Source organism: Bacterioplanoides sp., assembly GCF_965226395.1.
Lineage (GTDB): Bacteria > Pseudomonadota > Gammaproteobacteria > Pseudomonadales > Oceanobacteraceae > Bacterioplanoides.
The window spans coordinates 3,098,779-3,117,573 of record NZ_OZ245358.1 but is presented as its reverse complement, the minus strand read 5'-3'; the positions used below and the strand labels follow the sequence as shown (position 1 = coordinate 3,117,573).

At 48.4% G+C, this 18,795-nt stretch carries 20 protein-coding genes; 4 read left to right on the top strand and 16 right to left on the bottom strand.

Features of this window, described 5'->3' with window-relative positions; all coding sequences use genetic code 11:
* Positions 1-42 precede the first annotated feature (42 nt).
* Complete coding sequence (locus ACO05E_RS14295) at positions 43-1,806, top strand: hypothetical protein (RefSeq protein ID WP_419813608.1); 1,764 nt, start codon at positions 43-45, stop codon at positions 1,804-1,806.
* Positions 1,807-1,853: 47 nt separating this feature from the next.
* Here the strand turns inward: ACO05E_RS14295 and pdxH are convergent, their stop codons facing one another.
* Both pdxH and menA read right to left on the bottom strand, forming a co-directional pair.
* Complete coding sequence (pdxH, locus tag ACO05E_RS14290) at positions 1,854-2,492, bottom strand: pyridoxamine 5'-phosphate oxidase (protein WP_419813607.1); 639 nt, start codon at positions 2,490-2,492, stop codon at positions 1,854-1,856.
* 70 nt (positions 2,493-2,562) lie between these two features.
* On the bottom strand, positions 2,563-3,444 hold the full coding sequence (gene menA / locus ACO05E_RS14285; RefSeq protein ID WP_419813606.1) for a 1,4-dihydroxy-2-naphthoate octaprenyltransferase: 882 nt from the start codon (positions 3,442-3,444) through the stop codon (positions 2,563-2,565).
* A 77-nt stretch (positions 3,445-3,521) separates the two neighbouring features.
* On the opposite strand from menA, the gene ACO05E_RS14280 reads away from it, so the two are divergent.
* On the top strand, positions 3,522-3,974 hold the full coding sequence (locus ACO05E_RS14280) for an RDD family protein (protein WP_419813605.1): 453 nt from the start codon (positions 3,522-3,524) through the stop codon (positions 3,972-3,974).
* 78 nt (positions 3,975-4,052) lie between these two features.
* Here ACO05E_RS14280 and ACO05E_RS14275 read toward each other — a convergent pair whose 3' ends face one another.
* The gene (locus ACO05E_RS14275) at positions 4,053-4,283 is read right to left on the bottom strand and encodes a hypothetical protein (protein ID WP_419813604.1); all 231 of its coding nucleotides are present in this window, start codon (positions 4,281-4,283) and stop codon (positions 4,053-4,055) included.
* A 141-nt stretch (positions 4,284-4,424) separates the two neighbouring features.
* Here ACO05E_RS14275 and ACO05E_RS14270 point away from each other — a divergent pair, with 141 nt between their 5' ends.
* Together ACO05E_RS14270 and ACO05E_RS14265 are read left to right on the top strand one after the other, a co-directional pair.
* Positions 4,425-6,737: a methyl-accepting chemotaxis protein gene (locus ACO05E_RS14270; RefSeq protein ID WP_419813603.1), complete on the top strand. Its 2,313-nt coding sequence runs from the start codon at positions 4,425-4,427 to the stop codon at positions 6,735-6,737.
* Between the two features lie 88 nt (positions 6,738-6,825).
* Positions 6,826-7,545 (top strand): hypothetical protein, encoded by a 720-nt coding sequence (locus ACO05E_RS14265; protein ID WP_419813602.1) that lies wholly within the window; start codon positions 6,826-6,828, stop codon positions 7,543-7,545.
* 58 nt (positions 7,546-7,603) lie between these two features.
* Here ACO05E_RS14265 and ACO05E_RS14260 read toward each other — a convergent pair whose 3' ends face one another.
* The 13 genes from ACO05E_RS14260 to ACO05E_RS14200 all read right to left on the bottom strand — a co-directional run bounded on the left by ACO05E_RS14260 (position 7,604) and on the right by ACO05E_RS14200 (position 18,721).
* A complete protein-coding gene (locus ACO05E_RS14260) occupies positions 7,604-8,764 on the bottom strand; it encodes a vWA domain-containing protein (RefSeq protein WP_419813601.1) in 1,161 nt (386 codons plus the stop codon).
* A gap of 98 nt (positions 8,765-8,862) precedes the next feature.
* Positions 8,863-9,420: a TadE family protein gene (locus tag ACO05E_RS14255; protein WP_419813600.1), complete on the bottom strand. Its 558-nt coding sequence runs from the start codon at positions 9,418-9,420 to the stop codon at positions 8,863-8,865.
* Complete coding sequence (locus tag ACO05E_RS14250; protein WP_419813599.1) at positions 9,407-9,817, bottom strand: TadE/TadG family type IV pilus assembly protein; 411 nt, start codon at positions 9,815-9,817, stop codon at positions 9,407-9,409. The genes ACO05E_RS14255 and ACO05E_RS14250 overlap by 14 nt, the downstream gene beginning before the upstream one ends.
* Complete coding sequence (locus tag ACO05E_RS14245) at positions 9,814-10,470, bottom strand: tetratricopeptide repeat protein (protein ID WP_419813598.1); 657 nt, start codon at positions 10,468-10,470, stop codon at positions 9,814-9,816. Before ACO05E_RS14245 ends, ACO05E_RS14250 begins: the two co-directional genes overlap by 4 nt.
* Complete coding sequence (locus ACO05E_RS14240; protein ID WP_421722740.1) at positions 10,470-11,420, bottom strand: type II secretion system F family protein; 951 nt, start codon at positions 11,418-11,420, stop codon at positions 10,470-10,472. Before ACO05E_RS14240 ends, ACO05E_RS14245 begins: the two co-directional genes overlap by 1 nt.
* Positions 11,421-11,422: 2 nt before the next feature.
* The gene (locus ACO05E_RS14235; RefSeq protein WP_419813596.1) at positions 11,423-12,412 is read right to left on the bottom strand and encodes a type II secretion system F family protein; all 990 of its coding nucleotides are present in this window, start codon (positions 12,410-12,412) and stop codon (positions 11,423-11,425) included.
* Positions 12,409-13,860 (bottom strand): CpaF family protein, encoded by a 1,452-nt coding sequence (locus ACO05E_RS14230; RefSeq protein ID WP_419813595.1) that lies wholly within the window; start codon positions 13,858-13,860, stop codon positions 12,409-12,411. Before ACO05E_RS14230 ends, ACO05E_RS14235 begins: the two co-directional genes overlap by 4 nt.
* A complete protein-coding gene (locus ACO05E_RS14225) occupies positions 13,860-15,032 on the bottom strand; it encodes a cellulose synthase operon protein YhjQ/BcsQ (protein WP_419813594.1) in 1,173 nt (390 codons plus the stop codon). The genes ACO05E_RS14230 and ACO05E_RS14225 overlap by 1 nt, the downstream gene beginning before the upstream one ends.
* A gap of 3 nt (positions 15,033-15,035) precedes the next feature.
* Complete coding sequence (locus ACO05E_RS14220) at positions 15,036-15,695, bottom strand: CpaD family pilus assembly lipoprotein (protein WP_419813593.1); 660 nt, start codon at positions 15,693-15,695, stop codon at positions 15,036-15,038.
* A 59-nt stretch (positions 15,696-15,754) separates the two neighbouring features.
* Complete coding sequence (locus ACO05E_RS14215) at positions 15,755-17,143, bottom strand: type II and III secretion system protein family protein (protein ID WP_419813592.1); 1,389 nt, start codon at positions 17,141-17,143, stop codon at positions 15,755-15,757.
* 17 nt (positions 17,144-17,160) lie between these two features.
* Entirely contained in the window at positions 17,161-18,075 is a 915-nt protein-coding gene (cpaB, locus tag ACO05E_RS14210; RefSeq protein WP_419813591.1) for a Flp pilus assembly protein CpaB, read from the bottom strand.
* A complete protein-coding gene (locus ACO05E_RS14205; RefSeq protein WP_419813590.1) occupies positions 18,072-18,506 on the bottom strand; it encodes an A24 family peptidase in 435 nt (144 codons plus the stop codon). Before ACO05E_RS14205 ends, cpaB begins: the two co-directional genes overlap by 4 nt.
* A gap of 20 nt (positions 18,507-18,526) precedes the next feature.
* Positions 18,527-18,721 carry a Flp family type IVb pilin gene (locus tag ACO05E_RS14200; protein WP_419813589.1) on the bottom strand — a complete coding sequence of 65 codons (195 nt, stop codon included), beginning with the start codon at positions 18,719-18,721 and terminating at the stop codon, positions 18,527-18,529.
* Between the last annotated feature and the right edge of the window lie 74 nt (positions 18,722-18,795).

The window sequence follows — 18,795 nt, the reverse complement described above, 5'->3', positions numbered from 1 at the left end:
CTGAAACGATTATAAAAACAGGCACCTCACGAGGATGTGAACTTGACCACTCGCCCATTGCAAAACCCACCAGTTAAACGCCGACATATTGGCTTTAAGTTGTTGTCGTATTTACTGGGCTTCAGCTTTATGGCCACGCTGATTGCTTTTGGTGCGATTCTACTCAGTGATTATTACCGGGGGATCAACGAGTACAGCAACAGTATTACTCAAATCCGCTCCGGCTATCAGCAGAGTCTCAGCTACAGTTTATGGAACTTTGATACCCGCCAGATTAACTCGCAGCTGGAAGGCATCCTGAACTTTCCCGGTGTGGTATATGTCCATATCGAATCCGAGGGCAACCTGATTCACAGCGCCGGCAATGTGCTGGCAAACAGTGAAGAACGCCATTCTTTCCCCCTGTCTTATCAGAGCGCAGGCAATCATTATGAACTGGGCGAGCTCTATATTGATATTGATTACACCGGTTTATATCAGGAACTGCTGGATAAAACCCTGGAGATTCTGGTCACCCAGTTTCTGAAAACCTTTTCGGTGTCGGTCTTCGTTCTTTTTATTGTTCGTTTATTAATCACCCGCCGCCTGAAGGTGATGTCTGACTGGGCTGAATCCTATTCACTGAGCCAGCTGGATCAGCCGCTGGATCTGAACCTGCATCAGCATGAACACGATGAGCTGGACTCCGTCGCCGACGCGATCAATACCATGCGTAATAAAATCAAGCAGGACGTACGCGAACGGCAGAAAGCCCAGTCGCAACTGGAAGATATTAAAGAGCGGCTGGCGTTAGCGATTGATAACGCTGCTTTAGGGTTCTGCCAGTACCACAGTCATAACGACCGGATTGTCTGCAACCATCATTTTGCCACACTGATGGGCTCAACCCAGTCGGAACTGGAACGCCTGTCACATCCTCTGGAGCACATTCGCGACCTGATCAGTGGTGATATGAGGGCCGAACAAAAGGAGCGCTTTAACCAGCTTTTATATGGCCGCCTGAACCGGTTACAGAACTGTGTGAATCTGATCGACTTTTCTGGCAAAGAGAAGTGGCTGGATGCAACCGTACAGATCACCCGGTTTGATGAAAACCTGCCGGCAGAGATCCTGATTTGTGTGGTGGATAAAACCAAAGAACAAATCGCCAGTCATCAGGCTCAGGAGCTGACGTTATCGCTGGAGAATAAAGTCACCAAGCGCACCGAAGAGTTATACGAAGAACAACAACGCGCCAAGATTAATATCCAGAAGTTGTCGCAACAGTTAGAAAGACAACAGCAGAACCAGAGCAGCTGCCTGGACAACCCGTTTAACAACTTATTGCTTGAGGGAATGAAGCAAGGTAACAGTGCGCTGCTAGGCCGTATTCAGCAATATCTGGATATCGTACTGAATGGTCAGCACACCATGCTGAACCTGAGCCAGAGCATCCGCCAATGGGCAGAACAACAGCTACCACTGCAGGCGTCTCAAGTAACTCTGAAACTGCCACTGTCGCTGATATTGGAAGAAAATGAGCCGCTAATCTGCTTCCTGTTAGAAGGTATGTTGGTACAGGATCCGTTGTTCCCGGCATGTGAGTCGCTGGAATTAACACTATCGCTGTCTGGCAATCAGGCCAGAATTGAGGCTTGTCTGGATGTACCAACAGCTCAGGAATCACTTTTACAGCAACAGCCCGACAGCATCGGACTGCATCAGTATATTATCCGCAGTCAAATGGCCGGGGAGTTTGCTCGTGAAGTAGTGTCTGGCAATCAACTCAAGGTTGAGTTTACCTTTGCGCTGATCCGCGAACGCTAGATCCTGCAAACCCTATTAAGCTACAGGATCCTGTTATAATCGAGTATTCAGGGGTTTAACCGCTGTTTCTGCCATTGGCCATCGTGTTGCTGGTATTCCACTCTGTCGTGCAAGCGATGCGCTCCGCCCTGCCAGAATTCCATACGTTGCGGCTTAACCCGGTAACCACCCCAGTAATCTGGCAGCGGAACTTCCTGCCCTTCGTACTGTTGGCTCACCTGAGCAAACTGATCTTCCAGTTGCTGACGATTGTCCAGCGGGCGACTTTGCGCTGACGCCCAAGCACCTAACTGGCTTTCACGCGGGCGAGAATGAAAATAGCGCTCCGCCTCTTCACGGGATATTTTTTCCACCGTTCCCTGAATCTGAATCTGACGTTCCATCTCAATCCAGAAAAAGTGCAAACTGGCCTGGGCATTATCATTTAAATGCTGGCCTTTATTGCTTTCGAAGTTGGTGAAAAAAATAAAACCTTCGTCGTCATAACCTTTCAGCAATAAAATTCGCTGCCATGGACAACCGGAAGCATCCACCGTTGCCACCGTCATAATGGTGGGTTCAGGCGGGTTACTCTCACGATATTGCTCAAACCAGGCATGGAACTGCATTAATGGGTGATCAGCACAGGTTTGTTCGTCCAATCGACCCTGAGTGTACTCTTTACGGATATCCGCTAAATTCAACATCAGCTATTACCTAATGATATTTCTGAAAGCCTGATAATATTTTGTGGAAACATTGTCGCTGCTTTATCAATTATAAAAGATGACCTGCAACAAATAATAACGCATACACCAGACAAAAAGCTGCGCTGCGAGCTAACAATATATTCAGCTGTGCACCTCGCCAGCGAAAGACCGCCACACTCAAACCAACAGCACACAGCATTCCAACCCAACCCAACCAGCTTTGCTGCAGTAACTGGGTTTGCTGAAGTAACCAGATGGTTGGCACGATCATCATGGCACTGTACACAAACCGGGCAACGCGCTCTCCAGTCATCATCACCAGTGTTTTTTTACCCGCCTGCTGATCAGAAGCGTAATCTCTGAGATTATTCACCAGCATAATGGCTGCGGTCAGCAATCCCATCATCACCCCGGCCTGCCAGGCCATCCCTGACAGATGACCAACCTGAAGGTAATAGCCACCACACACGGCCAACAAACCAAAAAATAAAAAGACCGTGACCTCACCCAATGCATGAGCCGATAAAGGAAAAGGGCCGGCACTGTAAGCCAGCGCAGCCAATAAACTCAGCCCACCCAGCCCTAAAAACAACCAGCCACCCTGGATCACCAAAAAAATCCCAAGCAAAGCCGCCACACCGAGTACAACCCCGGTAGCGACCATTAACTGCTGCTGAGTTAACCAGCCCTGTTGTGCCGCTCGCGCTGGCCCAAGGCGATGCTCACCATCCACCCCATGAATAAAATCAAACACATCGTTTGCCAGATTAACGCCGATTTGCAAACAAATGGCGCAACAAAAAATAACCAGCGACACCGTGGTGTCGAAGGCCTGGGCGTCATATGCATAGGCCAGCCACTGCCCAATCAGAACCGGTGCAATCACGGCTGTCAGTGTCTTCGGCCGAATGGCAAGCCACCAGGCTGATAAATAACCGGGTCTTTCCATAATCAAACACCCAGCCCCTGAACTGTACGCGCTCTTTTGTTATGATGCCCGCTTACACTATTTGTCCCGGTTTTTTTATGTCTGCGAAACATTTTCCTATCGCTCCTTTGTCTCGTCGCATGGCAGCGCTGGTGTACGACGGCCTGATTCTGATTGCCTTATATATTATGGCCGGTTTTTTGATTGTGGCGGCCATCAAAGCGACCAATCAAGGACAGTTTCCTGGCACATTGCCCGCCGCCGTGAATTTTTCCCTGATGTTTATTATTGCCTTTTTTTATTACAGTGATTCCTGGCGCCGCAGAAACGGGCAAACCATTGGCATGAAAGCCTGGGGCATTCGTTTAATCAACGAAAACGACGGTCCGATTCAACTGAGCCAGTGTATGTTACGCATTGGTATTGGATTTTTCTCACTGGTCACCTTTGGCTTAGGCTTTGTCTGGATGTTATTCGACAAACGTCAGCGCAACTGGCATGACATGGCTTCGCTTACCCGGGTAATTTTTATTCCCAAGGCCATGCGCTAGGGCCTGTTAACAGGCTTGAGCACAAACAAAAAATGGCAGCGCAGGCTGCCATTTTTATATCGTTCAGATCACGACGGGTTATTCATCATCCCAATCGCCGTCGGTTGTATCATCGGCAATCTCGGTGACCACCAACTCGCCACACTCCTTGCATTTTCCTTCGATGTAAACCACGTCATCCAGCTCATATTCCTGAGGCTCAGACATTCCCAGATCCGCCTTCATACAGGCGTTACACCAGGTTTGTGTTAAAAAATCATTCTGATCGTCTGCGCTGCGTGCGTAAAAATCGCGCTCAATCCGAGACATAGTAAAAGCCCTCTCATGCTGTCGGTATTATCACTTATAAAGTTTACAAGTGGTTGAGTTTAAACCACGCAAACTACCGGGACTATTCTAATCTTAAACCGGGAATATGGACACCAGTTCGAATGAATACCGGGAAAGAAGATGAAAGTTAAGTACCAGATTATCGCCACCGTAACCGCAACAGCCGCCATTGCAGTATTAGCTACCATTTTAATCAGTTATCAGATTGCCGAAAGCACCGCTCGTGATAATGCCAGACATCAGGTTGAACAAAGTTTAATCAGTAAACGGGATTTAACCCGAAAAAGTATTGAACGTTATTTACACACGATTGAATCACAATTACTGACCATGGCCACCAGCCCACTGATTCAGGAAGCCAGTAGTCAGATGGCAGAAGCCTTTAATCAATACCCCAGTCAGGTGGGGCAGGTTAATACCAACGGCCTGAAGCAATACTATCGACAACAGTTTGATGCCCGCTTCCAACAATTAAATCAAAACCAGTCTTCTCAACCAGAATCTCTCTATAACCAACTCGACACCAATAGTCGTATCCTGCAAAGCGACTACATCGGTAATAACCCCCACCCACTGGGCGAAAAAAATTCTCTCATCAGTAACAAAAACGGAACTCGCTACGATCAGTGGCACAGCAACCTGCACCCTTATTTAAATCATTTTTTACAAGAATTTGGTTATTACGATATTTTTCTGGTCGAGCCTGATAACGGCCATGTTATTTATTCCGTATTTAAAGAGTTGGATTTTGCCACTTCATTAAAGCATGGGCCATATGCCAGCAGCGGCATTGCAGAAGCATTTAACCGCGCCTTATCTCTGCCCGAAGGCCAGGCTGCTTTCGTAGACTTTAAACCCTATATTCCTTCTTATAACGCCGCCGCATCATTTATTGCAACTCCGGTTTATAACGCAGGAGTGCTGTCAGGTGTGCTCATTTATCAAATGCCGATTGATGAAATTAACGCCATTATGACCAACAACCAGCAATGGCAAAAAATGGGCTTTGGTAACTCCGGTGAAAGTTATTTAGTCGGAAAAGACACCACCTTACGCAGCCAAAGCCGCTTTTTGGTAGAAGATAAAGCGGGTTATTTAAAAGCACTGACAGCAGCCGGCGTACGTGATTCGGTTATTCAGGAAATTGACGTGCGCAACAGTGCCATTGGCATACAACCTGTCGACAGCCGTGCGGCACATCAGGCACTGGCTGGAAAAACTGATTTATTGACTCTTCAGGATTATCGCAATATTGAAGTGTTATCAGCCTTTACCAGCATTAACTTTCTCGGCACTCACTGGGCATTACTGAGTGAAATTGACAGCGCCGAAGCGTATCGCGGTGTTACCGACATGACACAAAAGCTGGTGCAAAGCTCGGTAATCACGGCATGCTTACTGGTATTTCTGGTCATTGCCGTGGGTTATCTTATTGGTAACCGGCTCACAGCACCCATCGACTTATTTATTAAAAAGATTCGCGATATTGCCAACAATAACGACTTAAATGCTCGCTTCAGGGACTCTGGCAGTGATGAATTTGCTGAACTGGGTACCGCATTGAACCAGTTGTTTAATCAATTGGGTGATTTTTTCCAGAGCATGAAAAATACCGCGACCACACTCACCCGTAATTCGACCATGTTGCATGAAGCCACCAGCCAGACAGCAGACAAAATTCACCGCCAGAATGAAGAAGTGAACTCCGCCGCCACCGCCACCACAGAAGTCAGCGCGTCAGTGTCTGAAGTGGCCGGCCATGCAGAGCAAGCTTCCGAAAGCATGCGTGATACCCGACAAAAAGTAAAAGACAGCCAGCTAAAATCCAGTCATGCAAAAGACACGATTTATCAGTTGAGTGGCACCATGACCAACACCATCAATGATATGCAGCAACTGGAGCAGGAAAGCGAAAGTATTGGTGCAGTGCTGGATGTAATTCAGCAAATTGCTGAACAAACTAACCTACTGGCGCTTAATGCTGCCATTGAAGCAGCACGCGCTGGCGAACAGGGTCGGGGCTTTGCGGTAGTTGCTGATGAAGTGCGCACACTCGCCAGCCGCACGGCACAAAGCACCGAAGAAATCCGCGATAAAATTCAATCGCTGCAATCTCAGGTATGTGCGGTACAAACGTCCATGCAATCCTCCTATCAGGAAACTGATAACAGCATGCGTACGGTAGAAGAAACCGCGCAACAAATGGACGCTGTGTCGCTGATGATTGATCAGGCGGAGGAAATGAGTACCCATATTGCCACCGCCGCTGAAGAGCAAAGTGCTGTGACCACTGAAATTGATAAAAACGTAACCCACGTAAAAGATTTATCCGATGGTATTCTCGAAGCGGCCTCTCATATTCAGCAGGCCAGTGGTGAACTGGATCAGGTGGCGATTGATATCAACCAGAAAATATCACAGTTTAAATTCTAATTGAGACTCAAAGTCATTTAATAACAATTACCATTTATATATAATCCGGCGCTCAACACTGTTCTCCTAGTGAGTTGTCGGATTATTTATGAAACCTGCTTTATCTTTCCCGCCTACCTTACCCTTCCTGCCTGTTAAACGCGCCTGCCTGTATGCTTCGTTACTCGGCACCTTATCGGCCGCTCCCACAGCCTATGCCGATAATTACCCGTATTTCTGGTCCGTTGCTATTGCCGACACCCAGGTTGACTTTGGCTCTGAAACTAATGGTTTTGGTGGTAATAATGAGCTGGCCGAAAGCACCGCATTACAGCAGCGTATTCCGGAAGATAGTAATGAAACCAGCTTTGCGATTAGCGCAGGCCAGTATTTTGATCACTACCGCGCCTATGTCCAGTACCACGTTCGTCCATCCGGTGACAGCGAATACACAGCAAACGGAGAATTGGAAGGCAGCTTGCACGATATCTGGAGTTTGAGTGCCAATGTCGATATCACCACTAACCGTAATAAACTGATCAGTGGTTTTATTGGCGGTGGAATCGGGCTGGCAGGTGTGTACTGGGAAGATCATAAAAACGATGAGTTTGATGATCAGAGCCTGGCTCTGCTGGCTCGTATCGGTTTTATGGTGAACCCCAGAGATGATTGGTTTGCGGAAGTGGGCTATCGCTATGAAAAAACCAACCTGCAAGTGGATGCTCTGGATAACCCAACCACCGATAATATTGATGAGTCCATTACCCTGCCGCAAGTGGATTTAAAAAGTAACAGCGGTGCTTATCTGGCCATTGGTATGAATTTTTAGCCCTCCCTGAACTTTTAACCCATTTCCGCAAACAGGCCATCAGCCTGTTTGCGCTATTCTAACTGCGCTTTAATTTCAGGGTAAAACCAACACGATTCGCAATATCGTCAAAAGCTTGTTGCAGCCCTTGCGCATCATTCGCCAGATAATAATGCTGTGCATCGATAACACAATTACGCAGCGTTGCATTTTCAAATCCAAACTGAATGGTAAATACTTCGATCGCCGGTGTTTGCTGGCGCATATCCAGGCACATGCGATTAAAGACGGTATCATTGGCGTAGCCATCACCATCGGTAAATATAACCACTACTTTTTTCACTTTTTCTGATAATGGCCGATCCGGTTCTTCCTGCCACTGGCCTTGCCATTGTGGTGCCAGTGTTCTCCAGGCCCAGGCCAGACCATTATCAATTTCGGTAAAGCCTGAATCCACCAATGCATCTAAACGATTATTAATGGTTATTTCATCGTTGGATAAAGGTAATAACTGCGACGAATTACAGTCATTGCTTCCCTTAAATAAGGTGCTGCCACCATTGGGTAAATCAAGAATATGTTGTGCTGCCTGATTATTTTCAAACCGGTAAGCATGTACACAGTGCCCTCCTGAGGTCCATCCGGCACGGTTATTACCAATATTCACTTTATGATCAAAGGGCACCAGGCTGATATACACCTGCTCATCCCCCTGCTCACCTTCTATCCGCGAATCAAATAAGGTACCGACAAAGTTTTTAGCACTGCTTCGTAATTCCCCAATACGTGACGACATGGAACCGGATACATCCAACACCATTGCCACTTCAAGGCGCTCTCGCTCTTTAACCGCACTGACAACAGAATCCACTTCGATACGCGCTGAGTTACCGCGTAACGAACTCTGAAAGAACAGTTCCGTGGCAATATCACCGACCACCTGATATTCGCTGCCAGAATTATTCAGAGGTGTCACACGAATACTGACCCGATTACGCTGCTCATCAGTAAAAAAAGCATTTTTATAGGTATCAGCAATTCTTTGCCGGTCACTGTCTTGTAAATTATCTCCGGCCAGACCAATGGCTAAGGTGGTGGCTTCGATGGCCTGATCCAGCTTCAGTTTTTCCTGTGCTAACCAGGCGGTATTCATTGAAAAAGCCGTGATAGATAGCAAAGCAAATAAAGCGACAAAAAAGCTGATCGATAAAATATGGCCACGTTGCTTTGTGATATTCATACCAAGGCCTTGTTTAGCTCTTAACTTAGCTTGAACCGTATTGGCTTTCATAGAATTAGGCTTTATAAATCTGGAGGGCATAAAGTGAGATTTCATAATCAAAATGCCGAGGCTGAAACCGGATAATACGAATTGCGCTGAATATTACCCAAACTATTAGAAAATACAGAAAATGTAAAACCCGCTAGCGGCAATAATTCACTAAAGTTAATACAAAGATTTAATATCGCAATATTACGTGGTTCCATGCGGCCGCTGTCTGCCACACCAAACTCACTGATATTCTGAATTGCCGATTTGTCATAACAATTGGCACCGGCCTGAGACTGTAGATTGCGCGAATTGATATCACTAACAATGGAAAATCGTACGCCCATATCAGCAATATAGTTGCCATACACACCGGTACTGGTTAATTCGCGTAGCACCACGGCGGCTTCGTTACCACGAAACCCGGAGCCTTTCGATTGCTCCAACACCACCAGTTTTAATAGTCGATGGGCGGTATTATCCAACTGGTTCTGCCAATATAAATACCAACCAAAATGTACAATTAATGCCAGTATGGTCGCCATTACCGGTAATATAATGGCCAACTCAATGGTGACATTGCCTGAGTGCTTTCGTTGCAAAAAATCAGCGTTAATTAATTTCATTTTCGGTCTCGCCCAGCCAGGTCGTTGAGGACAGGGTTAGTGTCCGGTCCGCGTCAGAATTTCTGAACAACAGAAAATCCAGCTCAGCTTCAGCACGATAGCGGGTCAACGGGCCGTTGGCATTATTAAACCAACTGACTTCGGTTTCATAAACACGCACCGCGTTAGCCGCCACTAAAACCCCGGCACGGGTCAGCTGCCGGGTTAAGCGTTGTTGCACTCCGTCCTGAGGGTCTAGCGCCTCCAGTTGAGCCGCATGATGTAAATTGTAATTCAGCCAGTGCTGGGTCCAGAAAAAACGTGCACTCTCAACCGAAAACAAAATAAACAGTAAAAAAATGGGCAGGGCAAAAGCCATTTCTATGGTGACTGTACCTGTTGAAAAACGTGACTTCATGGCGCCGTCTCCCGCTGATGGAAATGACGGTACGCCAACTGATTATTCATCGCCTGCTGTTCGCCGTATAACTCAGCTTCAATCTGATAAGCCTGATCAAACTGGCCCTGCATCGCATACGCAATGGCTAAATTATGGCGCACCGCCGGATAAGGATATTGTTGCGCCAGATACAGTAAATCATTGAGCGCCTGCTGGCTTTTTCCCTGTAACAAACGGGAATACGCCAGATTATTCTGCAACTGCCAGTGTCGCGGATAACGGCTGATGCCACGGCGATAATATTGCTGGGCCTGCGGGTGATTATTGTTGTAATCGGCACAGACACCTAACCCGAGGAAAATATCAGCATCATCGGCTTCTAACCCCAGTGCCTGTTTAAAAGCCACGGTGGCGGCATAACAGTCGCCGCTTTTTAACGCCAGTCGCCCGCTTTGCAACCACAGACCCGGGTTATCCGGATATTGCTGGCGTAACTGTTTTAATTCATTAAGCTGATTTTGTAATGCGCCATCCGAATCAGCAAAATCAGAGGTTTCGGATGTTTGCTGCATACGCTGTAAACGCTGCTCAACCGATGGCTGAAAGACTGAACAGCCGGATGCCATCATGGTTACTATCAGCAGCCAGAAAAAGCGACCTGATCGTGTCATTATAATTCCCCCAGTGAACGTACTAACATCACCATTGATGGGCCAGCCAACATCACCACCAGTGGAATTAATACAAACAGCATCAGCGGCAAACTAATGGTTGCCGGAATTTTACCAATGCGTTCTTCAACGTTTAATAAATGCAAACGCCGTGATTCTTGTGCTAAATCACGCAACGCTTTAACTAATGGCGTACCGTATTGATCCGCCTGGATTAATGCCGAAACCAGATGATCCAGCTCAGTCACCTGAGTACGTTGGGATAAACCACGCAGCGCCTGATAACGCTCCTTACCCATTTGAATATCGGCATGGGTATACAACATTTCATCCGCCAGAATGGGCGACCAGTCGCGAATATCACTCGCCACCTGCTGCAAAATAGCATCAATGTGTAAACCACTTTCAGCACAAATCACCATTAAATCTACGGCATCTGGCACAGCGGTGCGCACCTGTTCCTGATTAAATCGTGCCCGGCGTTGCAGCCACCACTCCGGAGCCAGGGAACCCAGCAAAGCCGCCAGAGTTAACTTGGCCAATAATCCCAGTGTAAAAGGCCCACTGGCCAGTAACCAAACTAACAGAGGTAACAACAGTAAAGCCGCCAGTTTAATCCCAACCAGCAGCAGAACCCCATGAGGCTGGCGAAAACCTGCCTGCGCTAATAACGCCCCCAGTTCACGCTGATCTTTTTCGGTCACCGGCAGCCAGTTCAGATAATCAGCCCAGGAACGTGTCGTTGGAAGTTCCAGTGAATGACGTTTGTAAACCTCACAACGCTGGCGAAAACGTTTTTGTACCAGCTCCTGCTGTTGTGTGCCATTGGCCTGCAAGGTAAAAAACAGCAGCAAAATAGCAACAACCAGCACCAGCAACAACAATAAAACCAGCTGCCATTGCGCCACGGATAAACCGGCGATACCTTCCAGTTTCTGTATCTCAGACATCATTAAGCCAGCCCCCCACGCGCCATACGATGAACCACGGTCAGGCCAAAAGTCACGCTGGCGATCACATACAATGAGATTATTTGCCCGGTTGGGTCATGCATTAAAAATTTAACCTGACCCGGCTGAAAAACAACCAGACCTAACAGGGTTAACGGTGGAAAAGTACTGACAATTAAGGCCGTTGCTTTGGGCTCCGAGGTCATCGACGCCAGCTTCATTTTCATGGCTTTGCGATCGCGTAAACCACGGGATAAATTCTCCAGTGCCTCCGCCAGACGGCCCCCGGTTTTCTGATTCAAAACCAGAATCATGCCGAGAAAATGAAATTCGCGTACCGGAATACGTAAACGGGATTCGTCAATTACCTGCTTCAGCGCAATGCCCAGCTGCAGCTGTTGCGAAATTCGCTGCAACTCAGTAGCAACCGGCGCATCCGCTTGTTGCGCGGCACTGGCCAGTGCCTGAGGCACGGATAAACCCGAACTCACCGCACGACGAATATGATCGACAACACCCGGTAACTGCTCTTCATACAAGGTTAATAATTTTTTGGTTAATGCCTGCCAGCGATACCCGGCAAATAAAAGCGCGGCGATGCCAGCCAACAGCATCGCAGTAAATAACGAATAACCCGCCTGAAACTGTATCAATAGCAGCAGGCTAAGGCCCCATACGGCAACCACCTGCAACACAAAAACGCGTTCAAAACGGTCTTCATTATCAATCGCTAAACCGCGTAATTTTTCACGGTTTTGCTGAATATTGGCAGCGATGGAACTTAGCCAGGCCTGTTGTGATAACGAAGCCGTCAGAGCCTGCCAGACAGGTATTTTTAGCGAATCCGACTGGCCACTCACCGCAGCGGCTTTTTGTTGCCAGCGCTGCTGAACTTTGGCCAGCCGTTTGTCACCAGAAAAAACCCACAGCAATGCCAGCAACGCCAGCACCACTAACATCAGAGCAGCCAACAGCGCCATGGTAGAAGTCATCGTGTTTGCCTCTGACACTGCTGCAAGGCGTCTTCTAATCCGGCGTAACGTATCTTGTCGATAAAGCTTTCTGACGACGTGGCACTGCAACAATATTCGCCGTCGATGCCATCCTGACCCACCGCCTGTAATTTAAAGGCAAATAATTCATGGGTGATGGGGGTATCGTCTTCCAGACCAACCAGCTCGGTAATGGAAGTAACCCGCCGGGTACCATCACGCATGCGTTCAATCTGAACAATAATATCCACCGACGACATAATCTGACGCCGCAACACCGCAATCGGTAAATTGCCATGCGCCATTAACATCATATTTTCTAAACGATAAATCGCATCGCGTGGACTGTTGGCGTGCAGGGTCGACATCGACCCCTCATGGCCGGTGTTCATCGCCTGCAACATATCAAACGCTTCACCACCACGAACCTCACCCAGAATAATCCGCCGCGGGTTCATCCGCAGCGCATTTTTCACCAATTCGGTCTGGCTAATGGCACCCTCACCTTCAAGGCTGGCAGGGCGGGTTTCAAGACGAATCACCTGACGCTGACGCAACTTTAATTCAGCCGCATCTTCAATGGTGACGATCCGCTCATCAGGATCAATGGGGTGAGACAAAGCATTTAATAACGTAGTTTTACCAGCACCGGTACCGCCGGATACCAGAATATTCAGCCGTGCTTTAGCTGCAATATTAAGAAAATCGGCCATGGCCTCAGATAAGCTGCCTTTGGCCGCCAGCTGATGCAATGAGAAGGTCTGGTCGCTGAATTTGCGGATCGAAATACAAGTGCCATCTAGCGCCAAGGGCGGAATAATAATATTCACCCGGCTGCCATCCAGTAATCGCGCATCGACCATGGGAGATGATTCATCCACCCGGCGCCCGACCGAACTGGCGATTCGTTGTGCGACATGACGAACATGGTTTTCATCGCGGAAACAATGATCCACTGGCTGCAAATGCCCTGCCCGTTCAACGTACACCTGGGCATGGCCGTTCACCATAATATCGGTGACCTGAGGATCGTCCAACAGGCTCTGAATCGGGCCGACTCCAATCATGTCGTCGAGCAGTTCCTGCAATAACGCCGCCTGCTGATCGGCAGTTAATAACCAGCGATGCTGATCTGCCAGACGATGAATCCACTGCTCGATATGCTCGGTCAGCTCACCCCGCTCCATTTGTGTGACCTGCATCGGGTCCAGCCGCGATAACACCAGTGAGCGCATTTCATGGCGTTGCGAGTCACCCTGCGCTATATAAGTTTCATCGGCTGCAGCTTGGCCTCTGTGTTCTCTTAAAAGCTGCTCTCTTAAAGGCTGTTCTGGCGCAGTCGGTGTTTGTGACACGGAAGCTTGTGACACGGAAGCTTGTGACATTGAAGCTTTCGGAGTACGGGCAACATCAGCAAGTGCTGATGCACCGGGCTTACGACCAAACATCAGGCAGCTCCACCCACACCGTTTTTACCATTGAGCAATAACCGCAGGCGCTGCCACAATCCGCCCGGTGTTGGCTCAGCACTGCGTTTATGCAGCTGAACGGTATCCACCAGGGACGCCATCGCCAGCGCAAATTTACCGCTGTTTAATAACGCAGCATCGCCCAGATTAGCGGCAAACACCGGCTGCTCTTTGCAATAAGGAATCACCAGCGGCGCTTGTCCAAACAGCTGAGTTAATTGCTCAGCCGGGATCTGACGGGAGCGTTCCGGCCGGGTTTGATTCACCACCAGAATATGACGCTGATGGGCATGAGCTGAAAAACGACTCTGGATACGCTGCCACTGATCAATTAATGCCACACTGGATTCAAACACCCAGATACAAATATCAGCCCGGGCCCATAAATCCGGAGCCAGTGCATGATGTTTTTCACAATCCCAAACCACCCGGGTGTAATGCTCGGCCAATAAATCGTTCACCACGCCCAGCTGCGCACTGGAGGTGTGTCGTGACTCACTGCTGCATAACCAGTCGAGACGATTGGACAGTTGTTCGGTTGCCCGGGGAATCAATTGCGGCTGAGATAACTGGTGTAACGCCAGCGGGGAATCAACCGAGCGTTTTGGCCAGAATCCAGCCACATCACCCAGTTCATCATCCAGCTGAGCCAGTAAGGTATGGCTGCCTTGTTGCGCCAGTTGTTGTGCCAATGCCGCCGCTACCGATGAGGTGCCAACCCCGCCCTGAATACCGGAAACTGTAATAATCCGACCGCCATGACGAGAGGTCACCGGGCTGTCGGTCATTCCCAGCGCATGAGCACAAAGGTGGCGCAACGCCTGCATATCCAGTGGTGTATCAAAATATTCGAGAATACCCAGTGTTTTGAGTTCACGATATTCACTGACCGATAACCCTGCGCCCAGTAAAATCACCTGACAATCCGGCTCCACCACATCCGCCAATTGCGCTAACACCGACTCACGGTTGGCGAGATCGGTTATTTCGACAATTAATAACTGCGGCGAGGAATGAATCGCCAGATAATCAATCGCCTGATGCTCACTGCCGGTTATTAATGCCCCAGCAGGGAGTTTTAAATCCGCCAATAATAATTCCAGCGGCTGGCGAACCGCGGGTGTTGCCACAAATGCGAGTAATGATTTCATCGTTTAATTACCTTGCCCGCCTAAGTTACTGGTTACACCTGTGCTTGTATTTGTTTCTTGTTCATCGGTTGTACCATTGGCCGCATTATCGTCACTGGCACGGCCATAATAATTTTGCAATGCCAGTAATAATTTTTCGGCACTGGCCGGTGCCAGCTCTTTACCCCGGATAAAATCGCGACTGTCAGCAACAGACACCATCAGATTACGCTGACTGGCACAACCAAAACCGGAGGTGCGGTAATTCGCGCTATCTGAGGCATTAGCGACGCTATAATTCGGACAAGGCGCTGGAGCACGCTGTACATAAACGCCTTCAATGCGATTAATGCCGTCATTTGAGGCAGCTTTTTCTGAAAAATTAATCCCATCTAACTGCCAGGTACGGAAGCCATAACTGAGTAAAAATTGTTTCAGTTGCGATTGTTGTGCACCGGAGGTTTGTAAAAATACATCCCGGGTTGGAAACTGATTCAACCAGGCCGCTAATTCAGCCAGTTCTTTGTGGCTCAGCCGTTGGTTTTCGCTCTGCCATGACAAAGGTTTCAGGCGCACCTCCATCTGAGGCTTGCTGACATGCTGCTGGCAAGCTGCCAGCAACAATAACGACATAATGCTGGCCAGGCGAAGCATAACGGCCATCCCTTCAGAAAGTGTTTTCATGATCTTTTTACCGCTCATTACAATCAAACTCTAAAAAACAAATCCCAGAAAACCAGGCCCTAAAAAACCAGACCATAGTCGCCCATCACCTGAGGCTTGCCATTTTCCAGAATCGTTTTCGGCGCAGCCGGTTTTGATTGCAGGATTTTTCCGGTTAAGAAACGACGCCAGTGGCTGTTCATCGTCACGCCATCTTGCGGAATCGCCAGATCAGACTCACGGTTAGGCTCAACAATATAAGCCGTCGCAATAATCACCAGCTCTGTTTCCTGACGCTGATAACGCTCGGAACGGAATAATGCGCCCAGTACCGGAATATCTCCCAACAATGGAATTTTACTGGTCTTGGTATTTTCTTTTTCATACAACAAGCCACCGAGAATAAAGCTCTGGCCACTGGCTAATTCAACCGTGGTATTGGCAGAGCGCTCGGATAAAATAATGGGATTAATAATGCCCGGCTGAATATTCGGTGACTCGTTAATTTCGCTGACAATCGGATTAACTTTTAAGCTGATGCGTTGTGGTGACAGCACCGTTGGCGTGACATTTAATTCAACACCAAAATTTTGATACTCCACACTCGGCTGGTTGTTATCACCTACAACCGACACAACCGGGAACTGGCCACCGGCCAAAAAGCTGGCGCTTTCACCGGATAATGAGGTTAAGTTGGGTTCGGCCAGAATGCTGATTAAGCCTTCTTCTTCCAGTGCTTCTAATGTGCCACTGATTTGTCCGGCAGTAATATCCAGCGCTTTTAAAGGCAAGCCCAGCTGTCCCACATCAAAATCAAAGCTCAGACCCGTAGCTGCAGAATTAACCAGCCCATCAAAGCCAAAACGGCGGGCGGTATTACGCTCCATCTCGGCAACCCGAACCCGGATATTGACCTGGTTCGGCATATCAATCACCAGCTGATTAACCAGTTCTTTATCCGCTTCAGCTTCATCACTGGCCGCCAGAAATCCCTGAATCAGTTGAATAATCTGATCGGCTTTTTTCGGGGTGTCGACCTGACCAGACACAATTAAGCGACTGGTGGTGGAGGTAACCCCAACCAACGAGTCCGGAAACTGTTGTTTCAGCAGTTGGTTAATACTGGCAACATCGTGCTGCACACGAATATTTTTATGAAAAATCACCCGCTCGTTTTTTCCCAACACATACATGCTGGTCACACCGGGGCGGCGACCAAAAATAAATAACGAACGCGAGCTGGGCGCCTGATAACTGGCAATATCCGAGTCGGCAATAAATACTGCCCGGGCATCTTCTTTTAAAGTAATCAGCTGACCCTGATTAATTAATAGCGTTGTTTCTTGTGGTGTAGTTTCTGACGGTGTTGTTGCTGATGGCGCCGCATCAACCACACGCAAGCAGCTCGCAACGAACAAGCCCAACAACAGCGTCAGGTAACGCTTTTTAACCCATATTGTTTTAACCATGTTTGACCTTAAACTGCTCAGCCGTTGCCATTTTCATTGTTGTCATCTTCGTTGGTGTTCTCATCTTCCTGAGAAAAACCAACAATCTGAGTTTGCTGACCACGCATCAGCACCAGCCCGGGCTTGGGCTTTAACTGATCAGACGCCGTGTGAATATCGCCCACCCACAATTCCATTTGTTCAGCATCGGAGCCAGGCTCACGCTGCGAACGTAATGTCATGGATAAACTGCCCATATGTGCCGCCAAAGCCAATTGTTGTGCCGCACTGGCTGAAACTTCAACTGTAGCCGTGGTTAATTTACGTCCTAATTCCTGCTCCGGATCAGCCAGAGAACGGCGATTAATCGCAATTACCCGCACCCCGGTTGCCAGGGTTTTATTGGTCAACATATTGATGTCTCCCCCCTGAGTCATGCTCCAGGCACCGCGATCGCTGTTGGCGTAAAACGTCAGCAATACATCGACATAATCGCCCGGGCCAATTAACCCGGCACCCACCGTTACGTCATTCACCGGGATACTGGCGGCCCGCATCCCTGGGGCTAATACCGCTGCTAAAAAGCCTTGTTGCTCCGGACGCACAACCGCATCGTATGGCACCAGAGAATTAGCGCTGATCGTACTGATGGCAACGCTGCCAGCAAATTGTGATAACGAATAATCGTCCGATGAAATCCAGTTGTAACCACTGACATCCATCTCACCCCAGGTCAGGTCACTTTTATCAACAAACTGACCGGCTTGAATGGTTTTACGAGCCACCAGTACTTTTCGGTTTTCAATAACTACCGCCGGTTCTGTTACCGCTACATGTGGTTTAGCCACCGCATTGTTTTCGGGTGCCGGTACGCTGGCGATACGCACAAACAATGCCGCCAGTACCAGCAGTACAATCACCAACAGCAAACCAAGAATACGTTGCGCCGTCATACGACTACCTTTAATTTAATTAATGCTGACACGCTCAGATGAGCAATAAACATAATGGGCATCAGAGCCAACTCCCTGCGGGATATGCCGGGCTTTTTGAATTGCAGAAAAACCACCACACTCACAAGCAGTGCATAAACACACCAACCCAGAAAAAAAATAAATAACCAGATCGGCCAACCACTTAAGGGCAACCAAGCCAGACACACCGGAAGCCAGCGACCATCAGCCCCACCCCAAACACCAACACGCCAGAATAAAAAGCCCATCACCGCAGCCGATATCACGGCAACAAGATGTTCAATTCCCTGAAATGCCAGTGTCATCGACAATAGTGTCAACACAAAGGCGGCGATCCATAGATTATTTTTGACGCGTCGAGAACGCAGATCCTGAGTGGCAGCCAATGCTAATAAAGAGCTGAACCCCACCCAGAAAAAGAGAGTTAAATTTACTGTGAAGATGACTTCAGCTGCTCAGTAATTTTATTAAAGGTTTCTTCCAGAGCAGGCATAAAACCGCCATCGCTGGAAAATAACGCACCAATGCCAATGGCAATACTGGCAGCCAGCACACCGTACTCAATAGCGGTTACGGCACGTTCATCCTGCCAGTAGCGGACTAACAGGGTTTCAGATTTTTTCATCAGATTTTTCATAAAATTGTCTCGATACTCACTCGCTGCCAACTCGATGCTCACTCAATAGCTGAGAAGTGCCG

Excerpts from the sequence above, each read along its gene's own strand:
- ACO05E_RS14220 (WP_419813593.1), bottom strand. The coding sequence starts at position 15,695 with ATGAAAACACTTTCTGAAGGGATGGCCGTTATGCTTCGCCTGGCCAGC.
- ACO05E_RS14230 (WP_419813595.1), bottom strand. The coding sequence starts at position 13,860 with ATGTTTGGTCGTAAGCCCGGTGCATCAGCACTTGCTGATGTTGCCCGT.
- ACO05E_RS14250 (WP_419813599.1), bottom strand. The coding sequence starts at position 9,817 with ATGAAGTCACGTTTTTCAACAGGTACAGTCACCATAGAAATGGCTTTT.
- ACO05E_RS14265 (WP_419813602.1), top strand. The coding sequence starts at position 6,826 with ATGAAACCTGCTTTATCTTTCCCGCCTACCTTACCCTTCCTGCCTGTT.
- ACO05E_RS14245 (WP_419813598.1), bottom strand. The coding sequence starts at position 10,470 with ATGACACGATCAGGTCGCTTTTTCTGGCTGCTGATAGTAACCATGATG.
- cpaB (WP_419813591.1), bottom strand. The coding sequence starts at position 18,075 with ATGACGGCGCAACGTATTCTTGGTTTGCTGTTGGTGATTGTACTGCTG.
- pdxH (WP_419813607.1), bottom strand. The coding sequence starts at position 2,492 with ATGTTGAATTTAGCGGATATCCGTAAAGAGTACACTCAGGGTCGATTG.
- ACO05E_RS14240 (WP_421722740.1), bottom strand. The coding sequence starts at position 11,420 with ATGTCTGAGATACAGAAACTGGAAGGTATCGCCGGTTTATCCGTGGCG.
- ACO05E_RS14255 (WP_419813600.1), bottom strand. The coding sequence starts at position 9,420 with ATGAAATTAATTAACGCTGATTTTTTGCAACGAAAGCACTCAGGCAAT.
- ACO05E_RS14280 (WP_419813605.1), top strand. The coding sequence starts at position 3,522 with ATGTCTGCGAAACATTTTCCTATCGCTCCTTTGTCTCGTCGCATGGCA.
- ACO05E_RS14200 (WP_419813589.1), bottom strand. The coding sequence starts at position 18,721 with ATGAAAAAATCTGAAACCCTGTTAGTCCGCTACTGGCAGGATGAACGT.
- ACO05E_RS14235 (WP_419813596.1), bottom strand. The coding sequence starts at position 12,412 with ATGACTTCTACCATGGCGCTGTTGGCTGCTCTGATGTTAGTGGTGCTG.
- ACO05E_RS14270 (WP_419813603.1), top strand. The coding sequence starts at position 4,425 with ATGAAAGTTAAGTACCAGATTATCGCCACCGTAACCGCAACAGCCGCC.
- ACO05E_RS14260 (WP_419813601.1), bottom strand. The coding sequence starts at position 8,764 with ATGAATATCACAAAGCAACGTGGCCATATTTTATCGATCAGCTTTTTT.
- ACO05E_RS14275 (WP_419813604.1), bottom strand. The coding sequence starts at position 4,283 with ATGTCTCGGATTGAGCGCGATTTTTACGCACGCAGCGCAGACGATCAG.
- ACO05E_RS14215 (WP_419813592.1), bottom strand. The coding sequence starts at position 17,143 with ATGGTTAAAACAATATGGGTTAAAAAGCGTTACCTGACGCTGTTGTTG.
- menA (WP_419813606.1), bottom strand. The coding sequence starts at position 3,444 with ATGGAAAGACCCGGTTATTTATCAGCCTGGTGGCTTGCCATTCGGCCG.
- ACO05E_RS14225 (WP_419813594.1), bottom strand. The coding sequence starts at position 15,032 with ATGAAATCATTACTCGCATTTGTGGCAACACCCGCGGTTCGCCAGCCG.